This window comes from Klebsiella sp. K5-306, assembly GCF_051835185.1.
Lineage (GTDB): Bacteria > Pseudomonadota > Gammaproteobacteria > Enterobacterales > Enterobacteriaceae > Klebsiella > Klebsiella oxytoca.
Genome location: NZ_JAIFJY010000003.1, coordinates 49,449 through 65,895, shown reverse-complemented (window position 1 = coordinate 65,895; position 16,447 = coordinate 49,449). Strand labels below are relative to the sequence as shown.

18 protein-coding genes are annotated in these 16,447 nt (G+C 57.2%); 2 read left to right on the top strand and 16 right to left on the bottom strand.

All coding sequences use genetic code 11. The features are described from left to right. Positions 1–36: 36 nt before the first annotated feature. The 11 genes from sseB to trmJ all read right to left on the bottom strand — a co-directional run bounded on the left by sseB (position 37) and on the right by trmJ (position 8,934). A complete protein-coding gene (gene sseB, locus K2184_RS06025; RefSeq protein ID WP_004104500.1) occupies positions 37–813 on the bottom strand; it encodes an enhanced serine sensitivity protein SseB in 777 nt (258 codons plus the stop codon). A 104-nt stretch (positions 814–917) separates the two neighbouring features. Then, positions 918–2,204, bottom strand: coding sequence for an aminopeptidase PepB (gene pepB / locus K2184_RS06020; protein WP_004104501.1), 1,287 nt, complete (start codon positions 2,202–2,204; stop codon positions 918–920). 107 nt (positions 2,205–2,311) lie between these two features. Beyond that, positions 2,312–2,512, bottom strand: a complete 201-nt coding sequence (iscX, locus tag K2184_RS06015; RefSeq protein ID WP_004104502.1) for a Fe-S cluster assembly protein IscX — start codon at positions 2,510–2,512, stop codon at positions 2,312–2,314. A 1-nt stretch (position 2,513) separates the two neighbouring features. Next, a complete protein-coding gene (gene fdx, locus K2184_RS06010; RefSeq protein ID WP_004104503.1) occupies positions 2,514–2,849 on the bottom strand; it encodes an ISC system 2Fe-2S type ferredoxin in 336 nt (111 codons plus the stop codon). A 1-nt stretch (position 2,850) separates the two neighbouring features. Beyond that, positions 2,851–4,701, bottom strand: coding sequence for a Fe-S protein assembly chaperone HscA (gene hscA, locus K2184_RS06005; protein WP_004104504.1), 1,851 nt, complete (start codon positions 4,699–4,701; stop codon positions 2,851–2,853). Positions 4,702–4,716: 15 nt separating this feature from the next. Continuing rightward, a complete protein-coding gene (gene hscB, locus K2184_RS06000; protein ID WP_004104505.1) occupies positions 4,717–5,232 on the bottom strand; it encodes a co-chaperone HscB in 516 nt (171 codons plus the stop codon). 75 nt (positions 5,233–5,307) lie between these two features. Further along, entirely contained in the window at positions 5,308–5,631 is a 324-nt protein-coding gene (iscA, locus tag K2184_RS05995) for an iron-sulfur cluster assembly protein IscA (protein WP_004104506.1), read from the bottom strand. Between the two features lie 19 nt (positions 5,632–5,650). After that, positions 5,651–6,037: a Fe-S cluster assembly scaffold IscU gene (gene iscU / locus K2184_RS05990; RefSeq protein WP_002913991.1), complete on the bottom strand. Its 387-nt coding sequence runs from the start codon at positions 6,035–6,037 to the stop codon at positions 5,651–5,653. A 26-nt stretch (positions 6,038–6,063) separates the two neighbouring features. After that, complete coding sequence (gene iscS / locus K2184_RS05985; protein ID WP_004134936.1) at positions 6,064–7,278, bottom strand: cysteine desulfurase; 1,215 nt, start codon at positions 7,276–7,278, stop codon at positions 6,064–6,066. Positions 7,279–7,453: 175 nt separating this feature from the next. After that, on the bottom strand, positions 7,454–7,945 hold the full coding sequence (iscR, locus tag K2184_RS05980; protein ID WP_004104510.1) for a Fe-S cluster assembly transcriptional regulator IscR: 492 nt from the start codon (positions 7,943–7,945) through the stop codon (positions 7,454–7,456). A gap of 251 nt (positions 7,946–8,196) precedes the next feature. Next, entirely contained in the window at positions 8,197–8,934 is a 738-nt protein-coding gene (gene trmJ, locus K2184_RS05975; RefSeq protein ID WP_004114430.1) for a tRNA (cytosine(32)/uridine(32)-2'-O)-methyltransferase TrmJ, read from the bottom strand. A gap of 120 nt (positions 8,935–9,054) precedes the next feature. On the opposite strand from trmJ, the gene suhB reads away from it, so the two are divergent. Beyond that, on the top strand, positions 9,055–9,858 hold the full coding sequence (gene suhB / locus K2184_RS05970) for an inositol-1-monophosphatase (RefSeq protein WP_004104514.1): 804 nt from the start codon (positions 9,055–9,057) through the stop codon (positions 9,856–9,858). Positions 9,859–9,912: 54 nt separating this feature from the next. Here suhB and K2184_RS05965 read toward each other — a convergent pair whose 3' ends face one another. Both K2184_RS05965 and K2184_RS05960 read right to left on the bottom strand, forming a co-directional pair. Further along, a complete protein-coding gene (locus tag K2184_RS05965; RefSeq protein ID WP_023329920.1) occupies positions 9,913–10,893 on the bottom strand; it encodes a nickel/cobalt transporter in 981 nt (326 codons plus the stop codon). Next, positions 10,884–11,522: a DUF1007 family protein gene (locus K2184_RS05960; RefSeq protein WP_004114434.1), complete on the bottom strand. Its 639-nt coding sequence runs from the start codon at positions 11,520–11,522 to the stop codon at positions 10,884–10,886. The genes K2184_RS05965 and K2184_RS05960 overlap by 10 nt, the downstream gene beginning before the upstream one ends. A 124-nt stretch (positions 11,523–11,646) precedes the next feature. Between K2184_RS05960 and csiE the strand changes: the two genes are divergently transcribed. Then, positions 11,647–12,924 (top strand): stationary phase inducible protein CsiE, encoded by a 1,278-nt coding sequence (gene csiE / locus K2184_RS05955; RefSeq protein WP_163525794.1) that lies wholly within the window; start codon positions 11,647–11,649, stop codon positions 12,922–12,924. On the opposite strand, the gene K2184_RS05950 is transcribed toward csiE, so the two are convergent. The 3 genes from K2184_RS05950 to K2184_RS05940 all read right to left on the bottom strand — a co-directional run bounded on the left by K2184_RS05950 (position 12,921) and on the right by K2184_RS05940 (position 16,404). Further along, on the bottom strand, positions 12,921–14,054 hold the full coding sequence (locus K2184_RS05950) for a 3-phenylpropionate MFS transporter (RefSeq protein WP_004114454.1): 1,134 nt from the start codon (positions 14,052–14,054) through the stop codon (positions 12,921–12,923). The two genes, csiE and K2184_RS05950, sit on opposite strands and share 4 nt — an antisense overlap. A 77-nt stretch (positions 14,055–14,131) precedes the next feature. Next, the gene (locus K2184_RS05945; RefSeq protein WP_016809514.1) at positions 14,132–14,968 is read right to left on the bottom strand and encodes an aldose 1-epimerase; all 837 of its coding nucleotides are present in this window, start codon (positions 14,966–14,968) and stop codon (positions 14,132–14,134) included. Then, positions 14,968–16,404, bottom strand: coding sequence for a sugar porter family MFS transporter (locus K2184_RS05940; protein WP_016809513.1), 1,437 nt, complete (start codon positions 16,402–16,404; stop codon positions 14,968–14,970). Before K2184_RS05940 ends, K2184_RS05945 begins: the two co-directional genes overlap by 1 nt. Positions 16,405–16,447: the final 43 nt, after the last annotated feature.

Sequence of the window (16,447 nt, the reverse complement as noted above, 5' to 3'; positions counted from 1 at the left end):
GTAGATAGCACAACGGGGGCCCGGGCCCCCGTTGTGTTAAATAATACGATTTTGCTTAAAGTCGCGCAGGAAGCTGCCCCAGCGCTTTTCATAAAATGGCGTAATGTGGGCGATCATAAAGTGGCTAATTCCCTTTTCACCCTCCACCACCTGACAGATGTCAATCGGCTCATCGCCGGGAAGCGTATCGGTCGCCACGCTGCCGGTCGCCTGAATAACCTCCTCAATATCGCCTTCCGCTTCAATGCCAATCAGCAGGTTGGCTGGCGCATCGGCGCTGTCTTTGATAGAGCATAAAAACGCGCGCTTCACCGTTTTCAGCGTCTTAAACAGCGTGGTCAGCGAGTCCACCATCTGCGCGGGCGGCTCGGCAACCTCAGACAGCAGCAGCGACTCTCCGCCTTCCAGCACGGTCTGGGTGCTGAGCGGGCTGCCCTCTTCGCCCAGCAGATGGCTGATCTCACGCGGCGCAAACTCTTTGCCGGTGGCGAGTTTGGCATTGAGATAGAGCGTCTCGCCGAGGGTCATGGCAAATAGCGTGCGCACCGGCATCACCACGAAAGACTGTTCGTCCTCAACGGCCTGCTGCAGCGCCGCCAGCGAGGTGAAGAAAGGAATGACCGATGTACCATCATCTTTTTCCCAGTGCTGCAGATCCAGTACGCTGTCTTCAACGACCTGCTCGCCCTGCGCGGCGGCTCCCGGTACCCAAACGGTGGCTTCCAGCAAACTGCGGAAAAAAGCCGGACGATGGCCTGGTTCTATAGCCGCCTTCTCCAGCAGGATTTCTAGCTCATTTTTAGTTTCGGACATAGTAGTTCCACAACGATGATCCCTCCGCCCCGACGCTCTCCTCAGCGGGAGAAAACCGAACGTTGTCTCATCCTCAGGGAGAGAGTCAGGGTGAGGGGAAAGAGTTATTCCGCGGTCAACAGATTCGCAATAGTGCGCACGCCGAGGCCGGTCGCGCCCGCCGACCACTGCTCAACCGCAGATTTGCGGTAGGTCGCCGAGCAGTCGATGTGCAGCCAGCCTTCATGGTAATTCTCCACGAAGTGGGACAGGAAGCCCGCCGCGGTGCTGGCGCCGGCCGGATAGGCCGCGCTGCCGGTATTGTTCAGTTCAGCAAAGTTGGACGGCAGCTGGCCGCGGTGGAACTCAGCCAGCGGCAGACGCCAGAAAGCTTCGTTTTCAGCCTGCGCGCTCGCCAGCAGGCGATTCGCCAGCCTGTCGTCAAAGCTGAACAGGGCGTGATAGTCATTGCCCAGCGCGGTTTTCGCCGCGCCGGTCAGCGTGGCGGCATCGATGATCAGCTCCGGCTTTTGCGCCGAAGCATCGATCAAGCCGTCCGCCAGCACCAGACGACCTTCCGCATCGGTGTTCATGATTTCCACGGTTTTGCCGTTGCGATAGTGAATAATATCGCCCAGTTTGAAGGCGTTACCGCTAATCAGGTTATCGGCACAGCACAGATACAGCTTCACGCGCTTGTTCAGGCCGCGAGTAATGGCGAACGCCAGCGCGCCGGTTACCGTCGCCGCGCCGCCCATATCGGACTTCATTGAGTCCATAAATGCGCTCTGCTTGATGCTGTATCCGCCTGAGTCAAAGGTAATGCCTTTGCCGACCAGACAGGCGTATACCGGAGCTTCTTTGTCGCCAGTCGGGTTATAGTCCAGCGCCAGCAGGACCGGCGGACGCTCGGATCCGCGGCCGACGGTGTGGAGGCCCAGGTAGTTCTGCTCGCGCAGATCTTCGCCCTTAGTGATGCGATAAGAGACGTTATCGCAGGCCACGCTGCACAGCAGGTCTACCGCACGCTGCGCCAGCTGTTCCGGCCCCAGCTCTTCCGCCGGGGCGTTGATGGTGTCGCGCACCCAGTCAATAATGGTCAGGCGGTTATCCAGTTCGCTTTTCTGCGCATCGTCAAGAGCTGGCCACTCAACTTTGCGACTGCCTTTCGGGCCTTTATAACCCGCCCAGAACGCCCATGCGCGGTCGGTATCCCAGCCCTCGCCGTCAAGCGCGACATGTTTAATACCCATGCCGTCAATTTTACGCGCCGCGCGCTGAATCAAACCCAGGTCGTCTTTGCCGTTCAGGTGCAGGGCGATGCCGTCGTTATTCATGCTGTAAGACGCTTTTTCTCCCCAGCGCGCATCGGCTGGCTGAGCGGTAAGCGTAATTTTCATAGCTTCGGTCATTATCATTATCCTTCTTAGCAAACGGGCCGCCGTATGGCAGCCCGTAAAGTTCTTTCGCTCGTTGATTCACTCGGCTTAAAACCACCGGGTAAATCATGACGCGAAAATTATTCGGCTTCGTCTAACCAGACTAGCAGAATCGCCTCAAGAATTTTTTCATTGGATGCGTTTGGATCGTCATCAAACTCTTCCAGGTCGCAAATCCACTGATGCAGATCGGTGAAGCGAACGGTTTTCGGGTCGAGATCCGGGAAAGCGTCGTACAGCGCTTCGCCGATTTCACGACTATCGGTCCATTTCAGTCCCATATTAATGCTCGCGTGCGTGGTTGATGGTGTAACGCGGAATTTCGATGACCAAATCTTCGTCAGTCACCCGCGCCTGGCAGCTCAGACGGCTGTCGGGTTCAAGCCCCCAGGCCTTATCCAGCATGTCGTCTTCATCTTCGGTACTTTCAGCCAGCGAGTCAAAGCCTTCGCGCACGATGCAGTGGCAGGTGGTGCAGGCACAGGATTTTTCGCAGGCGTGTTCAATCTCAATGCCGCTACGCAGAGCAGCATCAAGAATGGTCTCACCGGTCTCAGCTTCCACAACTACGCCATCCGGACACAGGTCCTGGTGGGGCAGAAAAACAATTTTTGGCATTTTAAACCTCGTCCACGGATTGGCCTTTCAGCGCGATACGGACCGATTGATCCATACGACGTGCGGCAAATTCCTGGGTTTGTGTGTCGATATTTTTAATCGCTTCTTTGATTGCATCGGCATCATCGCCTGCCGCTGCGGCGCGTACTTGCTCCGCGGCGTCATCGATAGCCTGACGCTCTGCGGCGCTTAACAGCGCGGCGTCGGAGGCCAGCGCGCTGACCAGACTTTCCAGCACGCGTGCGGCTTCAACTTTTTGCTCGGCCAGCATACGCGCCTGGACGTCCTGTTCGGCGTAGCTCATCGAATCTTTAATCATGCTGGCGATCTCGCCGTCGGTCAGACCGTAGGACGGCTTCACCTGAATTGAGGCCTCGACGCCGGTCGATTTCTCCATCGCCGTCACGCTCAGCAGGCCGTCGGCATCCACCTGGAAGGTCACGCGAATATGCGCTCCGCCCGCCGGTAATGCCGGAATGCCGCGCAGCGCAAAGCGCGCCAGGGAACGGCAGTCCTGCACCAGCTCGCGCTCGCCCTGCATAACATGGATAGACATCGCCGTCTGGCCATCTTTGAAGGTGGTGAACTCCTGCGCGCGCGCGACAGGTATGGTGGTGTTACGCGGAATAACCTTTTCCACCAGGCCACCCATGGTTTCCAGCCCCAGGGAGAGTGGGATGACATCAAGCAGCAGCAGTTCGCTGTCCGGCTTATTGCCTACCAGAATGTCCGCCTGAATCGCCGCGCCGATGGCGACGACTTTATCCGGATCGATAGAGGTCAGCGGCGTACGGCCAAAGAACTCGCCGACGCGTTCACGCACCAGCGGCACGCGGGTCGAGCCGCCCACCATCACCACTTCCAGAACCTCTTGCGCCTCAACGCCTGCATCTTTCAACGCGCGACGGCAGGCCAATAATGTACGTTTTACCAGCGGCGCGATCAGCTCATTAAACTGGCTGCGGGTCACTTCACCCTGCCAGCCACCGACATTCACCCGCGCCGTATCGGCATCGCTGAGGGCGATTTTTGCCGCGATGGCCGCGTCGAGCAGCTCACGCTGCAGGCGGTTATCGCTGCGATCGTTCAGGCCAGCCTGCTCGCGCAGATAATCGGCCAACAGATGATCGAAATCGTCACCGCCGAGCGCGGAATCGCCGCCGGTCGCCAGGACTTCAAATACGCCGCGACTCAAGCGCAGCACGGAGATATCAAAAGTGCCGCCGCCGAGATCGTAAACCGCGATAGTTCCTTCCTGACCGGAGTCCAGACCGTAGGCAATCGCCGCCGCAGTGGGTTCGTTCAGAAGACGCAGGACGTGCAGGCCCGCCAGACGCGCGGCATCTTTGGTACCCTGACGCTGGGCATCATCGAAGTAGGCCGGCACGGTGATCACTACGCCGTCAAGCTCGCCCGCCAGCGCCTCGGTGGCGCGTGCGGCCAGCGCCTTCAGAATATCGGCAGAAACGCGAACCGGATTGAGCAGTCCGCCCGTTGTCTGAATCATCGGCAGGCCGTTTTCGCTGGCCTGCAGGTGATAAGGCAGATGCGGGTAGCGGGCCTCGATATCGGCCAAAGAGCGCCCCATCATGCGTTTGACGGAGCTAATGGTGTTGACCGGATCCTGAGCGGCGTTTTGTCGCGCGTCGTAGCCCACCGTCAAACCCGAAGCCTGATAGTTCACCACCGATGGCAGCAAATAGCGCCCCTGATGGTCGGGCAGGGTTTCGGCCTGGCCGCTACGCACGGTAGCAACCAGTGAATTGGTGGTGCCCAGGTCGATACCCGCCGCCAGACGTCGCTGGTGCGGCGCGGCGCTCAGGCCAGGCTCACTAATTTGTAATAAGGCCATAATTGCTTCCGAAAATTAAAAATCGAGCAGTTTTTCTTCGAGTTGTTCCGCACTGCTTCGCAGTTTATCGAGAAAACGCAGCTTGCGCACGGTATCCGCCGCCGCCTCCCACGTCTCGTTATTCAGTTGTTCAACCATCAGCTGATGCCGGGTATCAAATTGCGCTTTGACCCGCTTGATAAAACTTTCCAGCCGCGCTTCATCTTTCGCCTTGCCTATCTCATCAAGCTCTTCGCGCAGTTCCAGCTGTTCCATCAGGAACGCGGTATCGCGCACGGTATGCTGCTCGCTGGCGAGATCGAATCCGTGAAGCGAAAGGAGATATTCGGCGCGGGTCAGCGGGTGGCGAAGGGTTTGCCACGCCTGATTGATGGTGGCGGACTGCTGCACCGCGGCAAGCTGTTCGGCCGCGCTGCCGCTGGCGAACTTGTCCGGATGATACTGGCGCTGTAGCTCCTGGTACCGGGCAGCCAGAGGTTCTAACGAAAGGGTATAGCTGGCCGGTAACCCGAAGAGGGTAAAATAGTCCATAACAACCTCAGGGTTAACGAGATAAAGCAAACCCCACTTACGGATGTCCGCAGTGGGGTTAAGATGACATTGCAATTACACGTTAAAGCTTTCGCCGCAGCCGCACTCGTCTTTCACGTTCGGGTTGGTGAACTTAAACCCTTCGTTAAGACCTTCTTTGACGAAGTCCAGCTGCGTGCCGTCGAGGAACTGCAAGCTTTTGCCGTCGATCACGACCTTCACGCCTTTGTCTTCAAACACGGTGTCTTCTGCCGCCGGCTCGTCAACAAACTCCAGTACATAAGCCATACCCGAGCAGCCGGAAGTTCTGACTCCCAGGCGCAGACCAAACCCTTTACCGCGGTTGGCCAGAAAGGTGTTGACTCGCGCTGCTGCACTGTCGCTTAAAGTAATCGACATAACAAACCTCAACTCTTAATTATTTTGCTTCACGTTTGCTTTTGTAATCCGCAATCGCGGCTTTAATCGCGTCTTCCGCCAGAATAGAGCAGTGAATTTTCACCGGCGGCAGTTCGAGCTCGTCGGCGATATCGGTGTTTTTAATCGCCTGAGCTTCGTCCAGCGACTTCCCTTTCACCCATTCGGTCACCAGGGAGCTGGAGGCAATAGCGGAACCGCAGCCGTAGGTCTTGAAACGCGCGTCTTCAATGATACCTTCATTGTTGACTTTAATCTGCAACTTCATCACGTCGCCGCACGCCGGTGCGCCAACCATACCGCTGCCGACGTTTTCGTCGCTATTGTCGAAAGAGCCGACGTTGCGCGGATTCTCGTAATGATCGATAACTTTTTCGCTGTAAGCCATGATGAATTCTCCTTATTGGTGCCGAATTAGTGATGTGACCATTCAATGCTGTTCAAATCCACGCCCTGCTTGAACATTTCCCACAGCGGAGAGAGTTCGCGCAGACGGCCGATGGAGTTACGGACCAGATTGATGGTGTAGTCAATCTCTTCTTCGGTAGTAAAACGACCTAAAGAGAAACGAATAGAGCTATGCGCCAGCTCGTCGGTCATCCCCAGCGCGCGCAGCACGTAGGACGGCTCGAGGCTTGCGGAAGTACAGGCTGAACCGGAGGAGACCGCCAGGTCTTTCAGCGCCATAATCAGCGACTCGCCTTCAACGTAGTTAAAGCTGACGTTGAGAATGTTCGGCGCGCCCTGCTCGAGATCGCCGTTCAGGTAGACCTCTTCCATATCTTTTACGCCGTCCCACAGACGGTTACGCAGGCCGCGCAGGCGGGCCATTTCGCTTTCCATCTCTTCTTTCGCGATACGGTAAGCTTCACCCATACCGACGATCTGGTGGACTGGCAGCGTCCCGGAACGCATACCGCGCTCGTGACCACCGCCGTGCATCTGCGCTTCGATACGGATACGCGGCTTACGACGCACGTACAGCGCGCCGATGCCTTTCGGGCCGTAGATTTTGTGGCCGGAGAAGGACATCAGGTCCACTTTCAGCTGGCTCAGGTCGATAGGCAGCTTGCCCACGCTCTGGGTCGCGTCAACGTGGTAAATGATACCGCGGGCGCGGCACATCTCGCCAATGGTAGCGATATCCTGCACCACGCCGATTTCGTTATTCACGTGCATAATGGAAACCAGGATGGTGTCATCACGCATCGCGGCTTCCAGCTCTTTTAAATCGATAATGCCGTTACGCTGCGGGGCGAGGTAGGTCACTTCAAACCCTTCGCGCTCCAGCTGACGGCAGGTATCCAGCACGGCTTTGTGTTCGGTTTTGCTGGTGATGATGTGCTTGCCTTTTTTCTGATAAAAGTTGGCTGCACCTTTAATCGCCAGGTTATCGGATTCCGTCGCGCCGGAGGTAAAAACGATTTCGCGCGGGTCAGCGCCGACCAGCTCGGCAATCTGATTACGGGCGATATCTACCGCCTCTTCAGCCTGCCAGCCAAAACGGTGTGAACGAGAGGCCGGGTTACCAAAGGTCCCGTCCAGGGTCAGGAACTGCATCATTTTCTCGGCAACACGCGGGTCCACCGGCGTGGTTGCGGAGTAATCGAGATAGATCGGTAATTTCATTGCTCTATAAACTCCGTACATCGCTTCAATGCAAGGAATCAGGCAACCGGCTGGATGTACGACCGAGTACACAGGATGTCGGAGCATCCCGGCCTGATTCGAAAATCTTTTTATCTTTTTTACTCAGTTCGTTTCAGCTTGCAGCACATCGCTGCAAGATGAAACTGAACGAGAACTACGCGCGCAGTTTGACGTCGATAGCGTCCTGAGCACGGGTATTACGCTGGGATTCATGGTTGTGCTGACGACCGGAGACATCGAGGATTTCCTGGTTATTCACCAGTTCGCCCAGCGTGATGTTATTCAGAAAACCTGTCAGTCGCTCGCTCAGATCGCGCCACAGCGCGTGAGTAAGGCACTTATCGCCGCCCTGGCAGCCGCCTTTACCCTGACAACGGGTGGCGTCAACGGATTCGTCTACTGCGCTGATAACTTCACCAACCGCGATGCTACCCGCTTCTTTACCTAACAGATAACCGCCGCCTGGACCACGTACGCTGGAAACCAGACCATTTTTGCGCAGGCGAGAGAACAGCTGTTCCAGATAGGAAAGCGAAATTCCCTGACGCTCTGAAATATCAGCCAACGGAACCGGACCCGATTCAGAGTTGAGCGCAACGTCAAGCATCGCGGTCACGGCATAACGCCCTTTAGATGTCAGTCTCATGTCTTACTTAACCTCAAACTCGCCCCTGCCCGGGCTTTTTATTAATATGGGTATTGCATAGCAAGGGCAAGTCTGACATTCCCGAGTAAATTGGTCAACTATTTACTTGACTGTTTTAGTCAGGTATTTGGCTTTCCGTGCCGTTTCACTTCAGCGCGGCCTGACGCCCTCACTCCGCCCCTCTTCCACAGGGAGAGGGGAACCCGCAACGACCGTGCCAGCATCGCGCCGCCGGGCAACGGCGGGCACTATTATTCTTTATTTTTCTGCTGCTGCTCAATTGACGCCAGCATGCCGCGCAGGATGTTCAGCTCCTGGCTTTCCGGACGGGCGCGAGTAAACAAACGGCGCAGTTTGTTCATCACCTGACCCGGGTGGCTGGCGCGAATAAAACCGGTTGCCAGCAGCGTCTGCTCCAGATGACCGTAGAAACGCTCTAAATCATCCACCAGCGGATACGGGGTTTCCTCATGCTCAACGACAGGTTCATTTTGTTCCTGCGCCGCCAGCCAGGCCATCCGGACTTCATAGGAGATAACCTGTACCGCCATCGCCAGGTTCAGCGAACTGTATTCCGGATTCGCGGCAATCGCCACGTGGTAGTGACACTTCTGCAGCTCTTCGTTAGTCAGGCCTACGCGTTCGCGGCCAAATACCAGCGCGATCGGCGCATGCTTCGCTTCCGCAACGCTTTTCAGACCGCATTCACGCGGATCGAGCATCGGCCACGGCAGCGTGCGGGAGCGCGCGCTGGTTCCCACGACCAGGCTGCACCCCGCCAGGGCCTCATCGAGGGTATCAACGATGTTGGCATTGCCAATCACGTCGCTGGCTCCGGCCGCCAGAGCGATGGCCTGAGAATCAGGTTTAACCAGAGGATTGACCAGCCAGAGGTTGGTTAACCCCATGGTTTTCATTGCGCGGGCGACGGAGCCCATATTGCCGGTGTGTGAGGTTTCTACCAGTACGATTCGAATATTTTGCAGCATTATGGTTCTTCGGCTAAAGATTATTCGTGCATGCTATCATAAAACGGAGACATAAGCAGATTTCACTGTTACTATATGCGCCGTTTTTTCCCGTTCTTTAACATCCAGTGAGAGATACCGATGCATCCGATGCTGAACATCGCCGTGCGCGCAGCGCGCAAGGCGGGTAATTTAATTGCCAAGCACTACGAAACCCCTGACTCCGTAGAAACCAGCCAGAAAGGCAGCAATGATTTTGTGACCAACGTCGATAAAGCCGCAGAGGCGATGATTATCGAAACCATTCGCAAATCTTACCCGCAGCACACCATCATCACCGAAGAAAGCGGTGAGCACGCTGGTGAAGATCAGGATGTTCAATGGGTTATCGATCCACTGGATGGCACCACCAACTTTGTAAAACGTCTACCCCACTTCGCCGTATCCATTGCCGTACGCATTAAAGGCCGTACTGAAGTAGCCGTGGTTTACGATCCAATGCGTAACGAACTGTTTACCGCAACCCGCGGTCAGGGCGCGCAGCTGAACGGCTACCGCCTGCGCGGCAGCAGCGCTCGCGATCTCGATGGCACGATCATCGCCACCGGCTTCCCGTTCAAAGCAAAACAGCATGCGACCTCCTACATGAACATCCTCGGCAACATGTTCACCGAATGCGCGGACTTCCGCCGTACCGGTTCCGCCGCCCTGGATCTGGCCTACGTTGCTGCTGGCCGCGTTGACGGCTACTTTGAAATCGCGCTGAAACCGTGGGATTTCGCGGCCGGCGAGCTGATCGCCCGTGAAGCCGGCGCTATCGTCTGCGACTTTACCGGCGGCCATAACTACCTGCTGACCGGCAACATCGTTGCAGGTAACCCGCGCGTTGTGAAAGCGATGCTGGCCAATATGCGCGAGCAGCTGAGCGAAGCGCTGAAGCGTTAATTTCTCACTGAATGAAAAACAAAAAGGAAGCCGCGGCTTCCTTTTTTTATCGCTTCAAAACGGACGCAGGCCGCCGCCCGATGGCATCGCGCTGCTCCACATCACTATCGCCGCCGCCAGTAAGATCACGCCGCCGGCCAGCGCCAGCGTTGCCCAGCCAATCTGCTTCCACAGTGCCGGCGCCCGGCCGGCGCTCAGCCTGACCGCCAGCTGACGGAAGCCATGCACCAGCAGGGCCAGCGCGCTAATCGTTAACGAGGTACCTGCCGCCATCGCCATCGCGGCCGCCATGCCCCAGCTAAATACGCCGATAACCTTGCTGAATAACAGCACCATAATCGCTCCGGAGCAGGGCCGCATCCCCATTGACAGCACGATAGCCAGCCGAGCCCGCCAGTCGTCGCCGCTTTGCAGCTGTTCCGGCGCCGGCAGATGCTGATGCCCGCAGCCGCAGTTGGCGTGATGAACGTGATGCGCGGTGAAGGCGGTGAATGTCGGCCGGCGCAGCAGTACGCGCAGCTTTTTTAGCGCACGCCAGCACAACAAAAGGCCCAGCGCGCCGACCAGCAGATAGCTTCCCTTTTCCAGCCAAAAGCTGCTCAGATGCAGCTGTCTTGCCGGCAGCCGCAGCAGCGTCAGTACCACCACCACTAAGGCGATGGCCACCAGTCCCTGCAGCAGCGAGGCGGCCAGGGTCAGGCCGATGCTCGATTTCAGCTTCGACGGATGGGTTGCCAGCCAGGTGGTTATGACCACCTTGCCATGCCCCGGCCCCAGCGCATGCAGGACGCCGTAGGCGAAGCTAAATCCCAGCAGCGACAGCCCGGCAGCGGCAGGATTCTCCGCTACCGCCTGCAGAAGCCGACTCAGTTCGACATTCAGCGCGCGCTGCCAGACCGCGCTTTGCAGCAGCACCTGCGGCCAGGCCCGCCATAGCCAGAAGCCAGCTCCGGCTGCCAGCAGCAGAAACAGCGCCAGCGGCCACAGCTGACGCCAGCGCGGCGAACGGCCGTTTTGTGCAAAAATCACTGACATTGCAGCGTTACCTTTTGCGCGAAGTAATTCCCCAGTTCCATATCCTCCGGCGGCGCATCCGCTTTATCCAGCGACTGCGCGTAGGACAACATTTTTTCATTAGGTTTCGGCGTCATCACTTTTGCCGTGCAGCCCGCTGTCATTGCAGCCGGCAGAACAAAGTCTGCGTCCTGGTCATAATACATATCAACATAATAAGTTGGGTCGTAGGTGGAAAAGGTGAAGGTTTGCCCGGCCAGAGGCTGCGGCTTCGCCAGCGGCAGAGTAAAAGAGAGTACCGCCTGATGGCCGCTGCGCTCAAGGCCATAGCCATCGGGCCGATTATCAAACTTCACTCTCTCGCCGTTATGCCACAGCTCGCTGAAATAGTGCTGGCCCAGTACGTTAGCCATCACTTCCGCCGCCAGCTTTTTCCAGATTTCGCTACCGGGTTTGGCGTTGCCCGCATCATAGAGCAGATCGGCGGAGGTGATTTCATCCATCGTCCAGCGCATTTTAAAGCCGGTAAGCTGCCCATTTTCCGCTACGGCCTCGGTTTGCAGACTAATGAAACTGTGCGGATGCGCCGCCGCAGATAGCGATAAAAACATGAAAAACGCTACGCTGACGCATTGTTTCACTCTCTTCATCTGTTCCTCGCGTGAAAAATTCTGTGAACCCCGCCAGCAATCCTGATGTAAAGACCCGGAAATGCCCTGTTCACCCGCAATACATTAACTACTCTTAACGAAAACCCTAACTGGAACTAACCGGATGATGACAGTGATTGAACCACCATCTGTGCTTTCCAGTCCACAGCGCCGTAGCCAGGTGCTCCTGATGTTTTATCTGCCCGGGCAGTCCGTGACGCCCGAATGGCTGGGTAACCTCACCCAGGTTGATGAGGATACCGCCCGGCAGGACATCGCGGAGACGGGACGCGAAATTCAGCGTTATCACCGCTTGACCCTGACTTCACAAGCGGACGGCAGCTATCGGATGGAAGGCGCCGCGCTCGATCAACGCTTATGCCTGCTGCACGGCCTGCGCCGCGGGCTGCGCCTGTGCCCGTATTTTGTCAGCCACCATTTTACCCCGGCTCTGAAAACGCAGCTTAAACAGCAGGGTATCGCACGCACGCTCTATGATGACACCAATCTTCAGGCATTGGTCAACCGCTGCTCGCGCGCCCTGAACCGGCAGTTTGACTGCCGCGACGTGCATTTTCTGCGTCTTTATTTACAGTATTGTTTGCTGCAGCACCACCTTGGGCAGAGTCCCTCTTTCACTCACGAGCAACAGCGCTGGGCGCAGGCCGCCGCCGAATTTGCCCTCGCGGAGGAGATTGTCCGCCACTGGCAGCGGCGGGTTGCGGCAGCGCCCCACGCAGGAGAACAGCTGTTTTTGACCCTGCTGTTTATGCTGTTGAAAACTCCCGATCCTATTCGCGATGGTCATCAGCAGGATCGACGTCTGCATCTGGCTATATCTGGCCTGATTCACCGCTTTCAGAACCTGGCGGGTCGTCCGTTTAGCGATGAACAGGGGCTCAGCGATCAGCTCTATATCCACCTCTCGCAGGCGTTACATCGCAGCGTTTTCGCTATCGGTATCGATAACGCGCTGCCGGAGGAAATTGGCCGTCTTTATCCCCGCCTGATGCGCACCACCCAGGCCGCACTGGAGGAGTTCGAAGCCAGCTGGCAAGTGCGGTTTAGCCAGGAGGAAGTCAGCCTGATCGCGGTGATTTTCGGCGCATGGCTGATGCAAAAAAGCGATCTGCAAGAGAAGCAGGTGGTGCTGCTTACCGATGATAATCCGGATCTTGAGCAGTCGCTGGAGCAGCAGCTGCGCGAGTTAACCCTGCTGCCGCTCAATATCAAGTATTTGAGCGTGAGCACCTTTCAGAAAGAGGGCGCCCCGAAGGAAGTGACGCTGATCGTCACTCCCTATACCACCGCGCTACCGCTGTTTTCACCGCCGCTGTTTCATGCTGAAGAGGCGTTCAGCGATCATCAGCAGCAGCAGATTTGCAAAATGCTGGAGGCCTAGGCTACCGCTTTTGGCCTCACCACCAGCGCCGGTAAGGCCACCAACGCCATTACCCAGAACACGCCCTGGTGCAGATGCTGGTAGAGGAAACCGGCAAATACCGTCATCACCGCAATGCTGCCGCCCATCGCGACGGCGGAGTAGACCGCCTGCAGGCGGATCACTTCGCTGCCCTGACGCGCTGCGATATAGCGCATCGCCGCCAGATGGCACACCGTAAAGGTGCCGCAGTGGAGGATCTGCGCGACGATAAGCCAGGGTAGCGCCGTCGTCCAGCCCATCATCGTCCAGCGAATCAGCCCGCACACCGCGGACAGCAGCAGTAGATCGCGGGCGCTAAAGCGACGGAAGACTTTTTTGCTCAGCGCGAAAATCACCACTTCCGCCACCACGCCAAGCGACCACAGATAGCCCACCGCGGAGGCCGAATACCCCGCCTCCTGCCAGTAGATAGCGCTAAATCCGTAGTAGGCGGCGTGCGCTCCCTGCAGCAAACAGACGCAGGCGAGGAAGCGCCAGCTTTGCCGCACCAGCGTAAGCCAGGCCGCCAGGCCGGCCGCTTCCTGCTGGCGGGTCTCTCCCTGCGGCTGCACCGACGGTTTCAGCAACATGCCGAGCAGCATTGAAGCAATGCCGACGCTGAGCATCACCAGTATCATCCGGTAGTCATACAGGCTGACCAGCTTCCCGGTTAGCGCCGAACCAATGACGAAAGCTATCGATCCCCACAGACGCACGCGCCCGTAGTCCATGGTGATCTGCTTTTGCCAGGTATTCGCCAGCGCGTCGGTGAGCGGCACCAGCGGCGAGAAAAAGAGGTTAAAGCCGACGATAATCACCATTAGCCAGGCGACATGATGGCCGACCCAAAATGCGAGCGCAAAAAGCAGCGTCAGCAAAGCCAGAATGCGTAGAGAAGAGATCAGTCGGGACGGGTCGCTGACCCGCGGCGCAATCAGCAGGCTGCCAAGAAAACGCGACACCAGCCCGGCGCCGAGCAGCATACCGATGGTTTCCGGCGTCAGGCCAAGTCCGGAAAGCCAGACGCTCCAGAAAGGCAGGAAGATACCGTAGCTAAAGAAATAGGTGAAGTAACTAAGCGCCAGCCAGCGCGTGGAGTGTAAGACCATGATTCCCTCCCGAATGGAGGCGACAGTCTGGCGATAAAGCGGGGCGGGTGCAAGATGCCCTCGCCCCAAAAATGGCGCTACTCGCGCCCCTGAACGTCTATTTTTAGCGAAAAATTCAGCGTATCTCCGGTGCCCAAAACCCGCAGCCCCGGCTGGCCTTCCATGTTATGGGCGTTTACCGGGTGAGTTTGCGGCTCGAGGCAAAGGAACGGTTCACCCTGCATTCTAAAGAGCATCAACCACGAAGTTTGCGAAAGAATTGCGATATTCATCACATTACTTACTATCCTCGCTCGTCCACTCCAGCCGGAATAGCCGACGTTTAGCCAGCGATCCTCACCGTACTGCGGGTGACTGAAATCGGCATAGCCGGGAAGAGGGCTTTGCCAGTCCAGCGGAAGATGCTGTTCCCCTTCCGGCCAGTAGCCACTGGCGGCAAACTGTACCGTGCTGCGCTTATCAAAGGAGAAAAAGGGGTGAAAACCGCAGCCGTAGGGGATAGGCGTGCTACCGCAGTGGGTAAGCGTCAGCGACGCTATCAGTTGGTTACGCAGCAACTGATAGCGGATCTGCGCCAGGTAATCGAAACCGCAGACATGTTGCCGACGCAGCTGTAACACGCAAAAATCGCCGCCGCGCGCAATGATATCCCAGCACTGCAGCCAACCGTCGCCGTGGAGAAAAAAATGCGCGTCGGCGTGGTGACGTGGCAGGACTATCTCGCGTCCCTGAAAAATAAAGCGATTTCCGGCAACGCGATTGGCCATCGGCAGCATCGGAAACATGCCGCCTGCGGGATTTTCATATAGCACCGGCGCCTGATATTGCCGCGAGAATAAACTTTGCACTTTGCCGCCCAGAGAAGAGACGCACATCCGCAGATGCGCGTTCTCCATAATCCACTCTTCCGCCATTAGCGCGTCTGCTCCTGCTTCGCCGCATTAACGCCCGTATGGCGTTGCGCCAGCTGTTCTTCCAGGGCTTCGAGAGTGATCCCCTTTGTTTCCGGCACGTTGCGCAGAATATAGAGATAGCCGGCAGCGCAAATGATGCCATACAGCAAGAAGCTGCCCGCCGCGCCCAGTCCGGCATTAAGCAGCGGGAAAGTGTAGGTTAACAAGAAACAGGCAATCCACAGCGCCAGGGTACCTAAAGACATGGCGAGTCCGCGAACGCGGTTGGGGAAGATTTCCGCCAGCAGTACCCAGGTGACCGGCGCCAGGGTCAAGGCGTAAATGGCAATAGCCGCCAGCACCAGCAGCAGTACCGGCCAGCCCATAATGCCCATGGCGTAAGCGCCGGCAATCAGCACATAGATCAGCGTCAAGCCTGAAGCGCCAAGCAGCATCAGTTTACGGCGGCCGATTTTATCCACCAGCGGCAGCGCGGCGAGGGTAAATACCAGGTTTACAACCCCCGTCGCGACGATCGATTTAAGCGTGCTGTTAATATCGAAGCCCGCTGAGGCAAAAATCTCCTGTGCGTAGTTAAAGATGACGTTGATTCCGCACCACTGCTGGAAAACGGCGAGAACCATGCCAATGATCACGATCGGTTTCACCTGCGGAGCCAGCAGTGCGCCATAGGATACTTTATGGTTATCTTTTTCCAGCGTGTGCGCGATGTCGCGTAATATTCTGTCGGCATAGTCGGCAGAACCAATGCGTTCCAGCGCGGCTCGGGCACGCTCAGGCTTACCGGCTTTCATAAGCCAGCGCGGCGATTCGGGAACAAAAAACATCAGTACCAGAAACGCCAGCGCCGGAACCAGTTCTGCGCCGAACATCCAGCGCCAGCCCATCTGCCCGTTCCAGGTTTCTACAATCATTTGCTGCGTCGCCCCCGTCTCTACGGGTTCCGCAATCATCAGGTTAATAAGCTGAGCGGCCAGCACGCCAATCACGATAGTGAGCTGGTTGACCGCAACAAAGCGCCCTCTTTTTTCTGCCGGGCTGACTTCGGCGATGTAAAGCGGGCTGAGAGCGGATGCCAGACCAATCCCCACACCGCCCACAATGCGGTAAACCACAAACATGTCGAAACTGCTGGCGACCGCCGTCCCCCACGCCGACGCGCTGAACAGCACGGCGGAAAGTATTAAGGGCAGCTTGCGCCCGAGTTTATCGGCGCACCATCCCGAGATTAATGCGCCGAAAACGCAGCCCACCAGCGCCGAACTCATAGCCCAGCCGGATTGTGCCGGATCGGTAATGGAAAACCAGGCTTCATAAAATGGCTTAGCGCCGCCGATGACTACCCAGTCATAGCCAAACAGTAAACCACCGCAGGCGGCGACCAGACAGATAGTCCAGACGTAGCCCATTTTGAGATGTGTCTGCGCGTTATTCATAATGATTCCTCTATAAGGGAAACGCAGGGAACAGTAGGGTACA

Excerpts from the sequence above, each read along its gene's own strand:
- sseB (WP_004104500.1), bottom strand. The coding sequence starts at position 813 with ATGTCCGAAACTAAAAATGAGCTAGAAATCCTGCTGGAGAAGGCGGCT.
- pepB (WP_004104501.1), bottom strand. The coding sequence starts at position 2,204 with ATGACCGAAGCTATGAAAATTACGCTTACCGCTCAGCCAGCCGATGCG.
- iscX (WP_004104502.1), bottom strand. The coding sequence starts at position 2,512 with ATGGGACTGAAATGGACCGATAGTCGTGAAATCGGCGAAGCGCTGTAC.
- fdx (WP_004104503.1), bottom strand. The coding sequence starts at position 2,849 with ATGCCAAAAATTGTTTTTCTGCCCCACCAGGACCTGTGTCCGGATGGC.
- hscA (WP_004104504.1), bottom strand. The coding sequence starts at position 4,701 with ATGGCCTTATTACAAATTAGTGAGCCTGGCCTGAGCGCCGCGCCGCAC.
- hscB (WP_004104505.1), bottom strand. The coding sequence starts at position 5,232 with ATGGACTATTTTACCCTCTTCGGGTTACCGGCCAGCTATACCCTTTCG.
- iscA (WP_004104506.1), bottom strand. The coding sequence starts at position 5,631 with ATGTCGATTACTTTAAGCGACAGTGCAGCAGCGCGAGTCAACACCTTT.
- iscU (WP_002913991.1), bottom strand. The coding sequence starts at position 6,037 with ATGGCTTACAGCGAAAAAGTTATCGATCATTACGAGAATCCGCGCAAC.
- iscS (WP_004134936.1), bottom strand. The coding sequence starts at position 7,278 with ATGAAATTACCGATCTATCTCGATTACTCCGCAACCACGCCGGTGGAC.
- iscR (WP_004104510.1), bottom strand. The coding sequence starts at position 7,945 with ATGAGACTGACATCTAAAGGGCGTTATGCCGTGACCGCGATGCTTGAC.
- trmJ (WP_004114430.1), bottom strand. The coding sequence starts at position 8,934 with ATGCTGCAAAATATTCGAATCGTACTGGTAGAAACCTCACACACCGGC.
- suhB (WP_004104514.1), top strand. The coding sequence starts at position 9,055 with ATGCATCCGATGCTGAACATCGCCGTGCGCGCAGCGCGCAAGGCGGGT.
- K2184_RS05965 (WP_023329920.1), bottom strand. The coding sequence starts at position 10,893 with ATGTCAGTGATTTTTGCACAAAACGGCCGTTCGCCGCGCTGGCGTCAG.
- K2184_RS05960 (WP_004114434.1), bottom strand. The coding sequence starts at position 11,522 with ATGAAGAGAGTGAAACAATGCGTCAGCGTAGCGTTTTTCATGTTTTTA.
- csiE (WP_163525794.1), top strand. The coding sequence starts at position 11,647 with ATGATGACAGTGATTGAACCACCATCTGTGCTTTCCAGTCCACAGCGC.
- K2184_RS05950 (WP_004114454.1), bottom strand. The coding sequence starts at position 14,054 with ATGGTCTTACACTCCACGCGCTGGCTGGCGCTTAGTTACTTCACCTAT.
- K2184_RS05945 (WP_016809514.1), bottom strand. The coding sequence starts at position 14,968 with ATGGCGGAAGAGTGGATTATGGAGAACGCGCATCTGCGGATGTGCGTC.
- K2184_RS05940 (WP_016809513.1), bottom strand. The coding sequence starts at position 16,404 with ATGAATAACGCGCAGACACATCTCAAAATGGGCTACGTCTGGACTATC.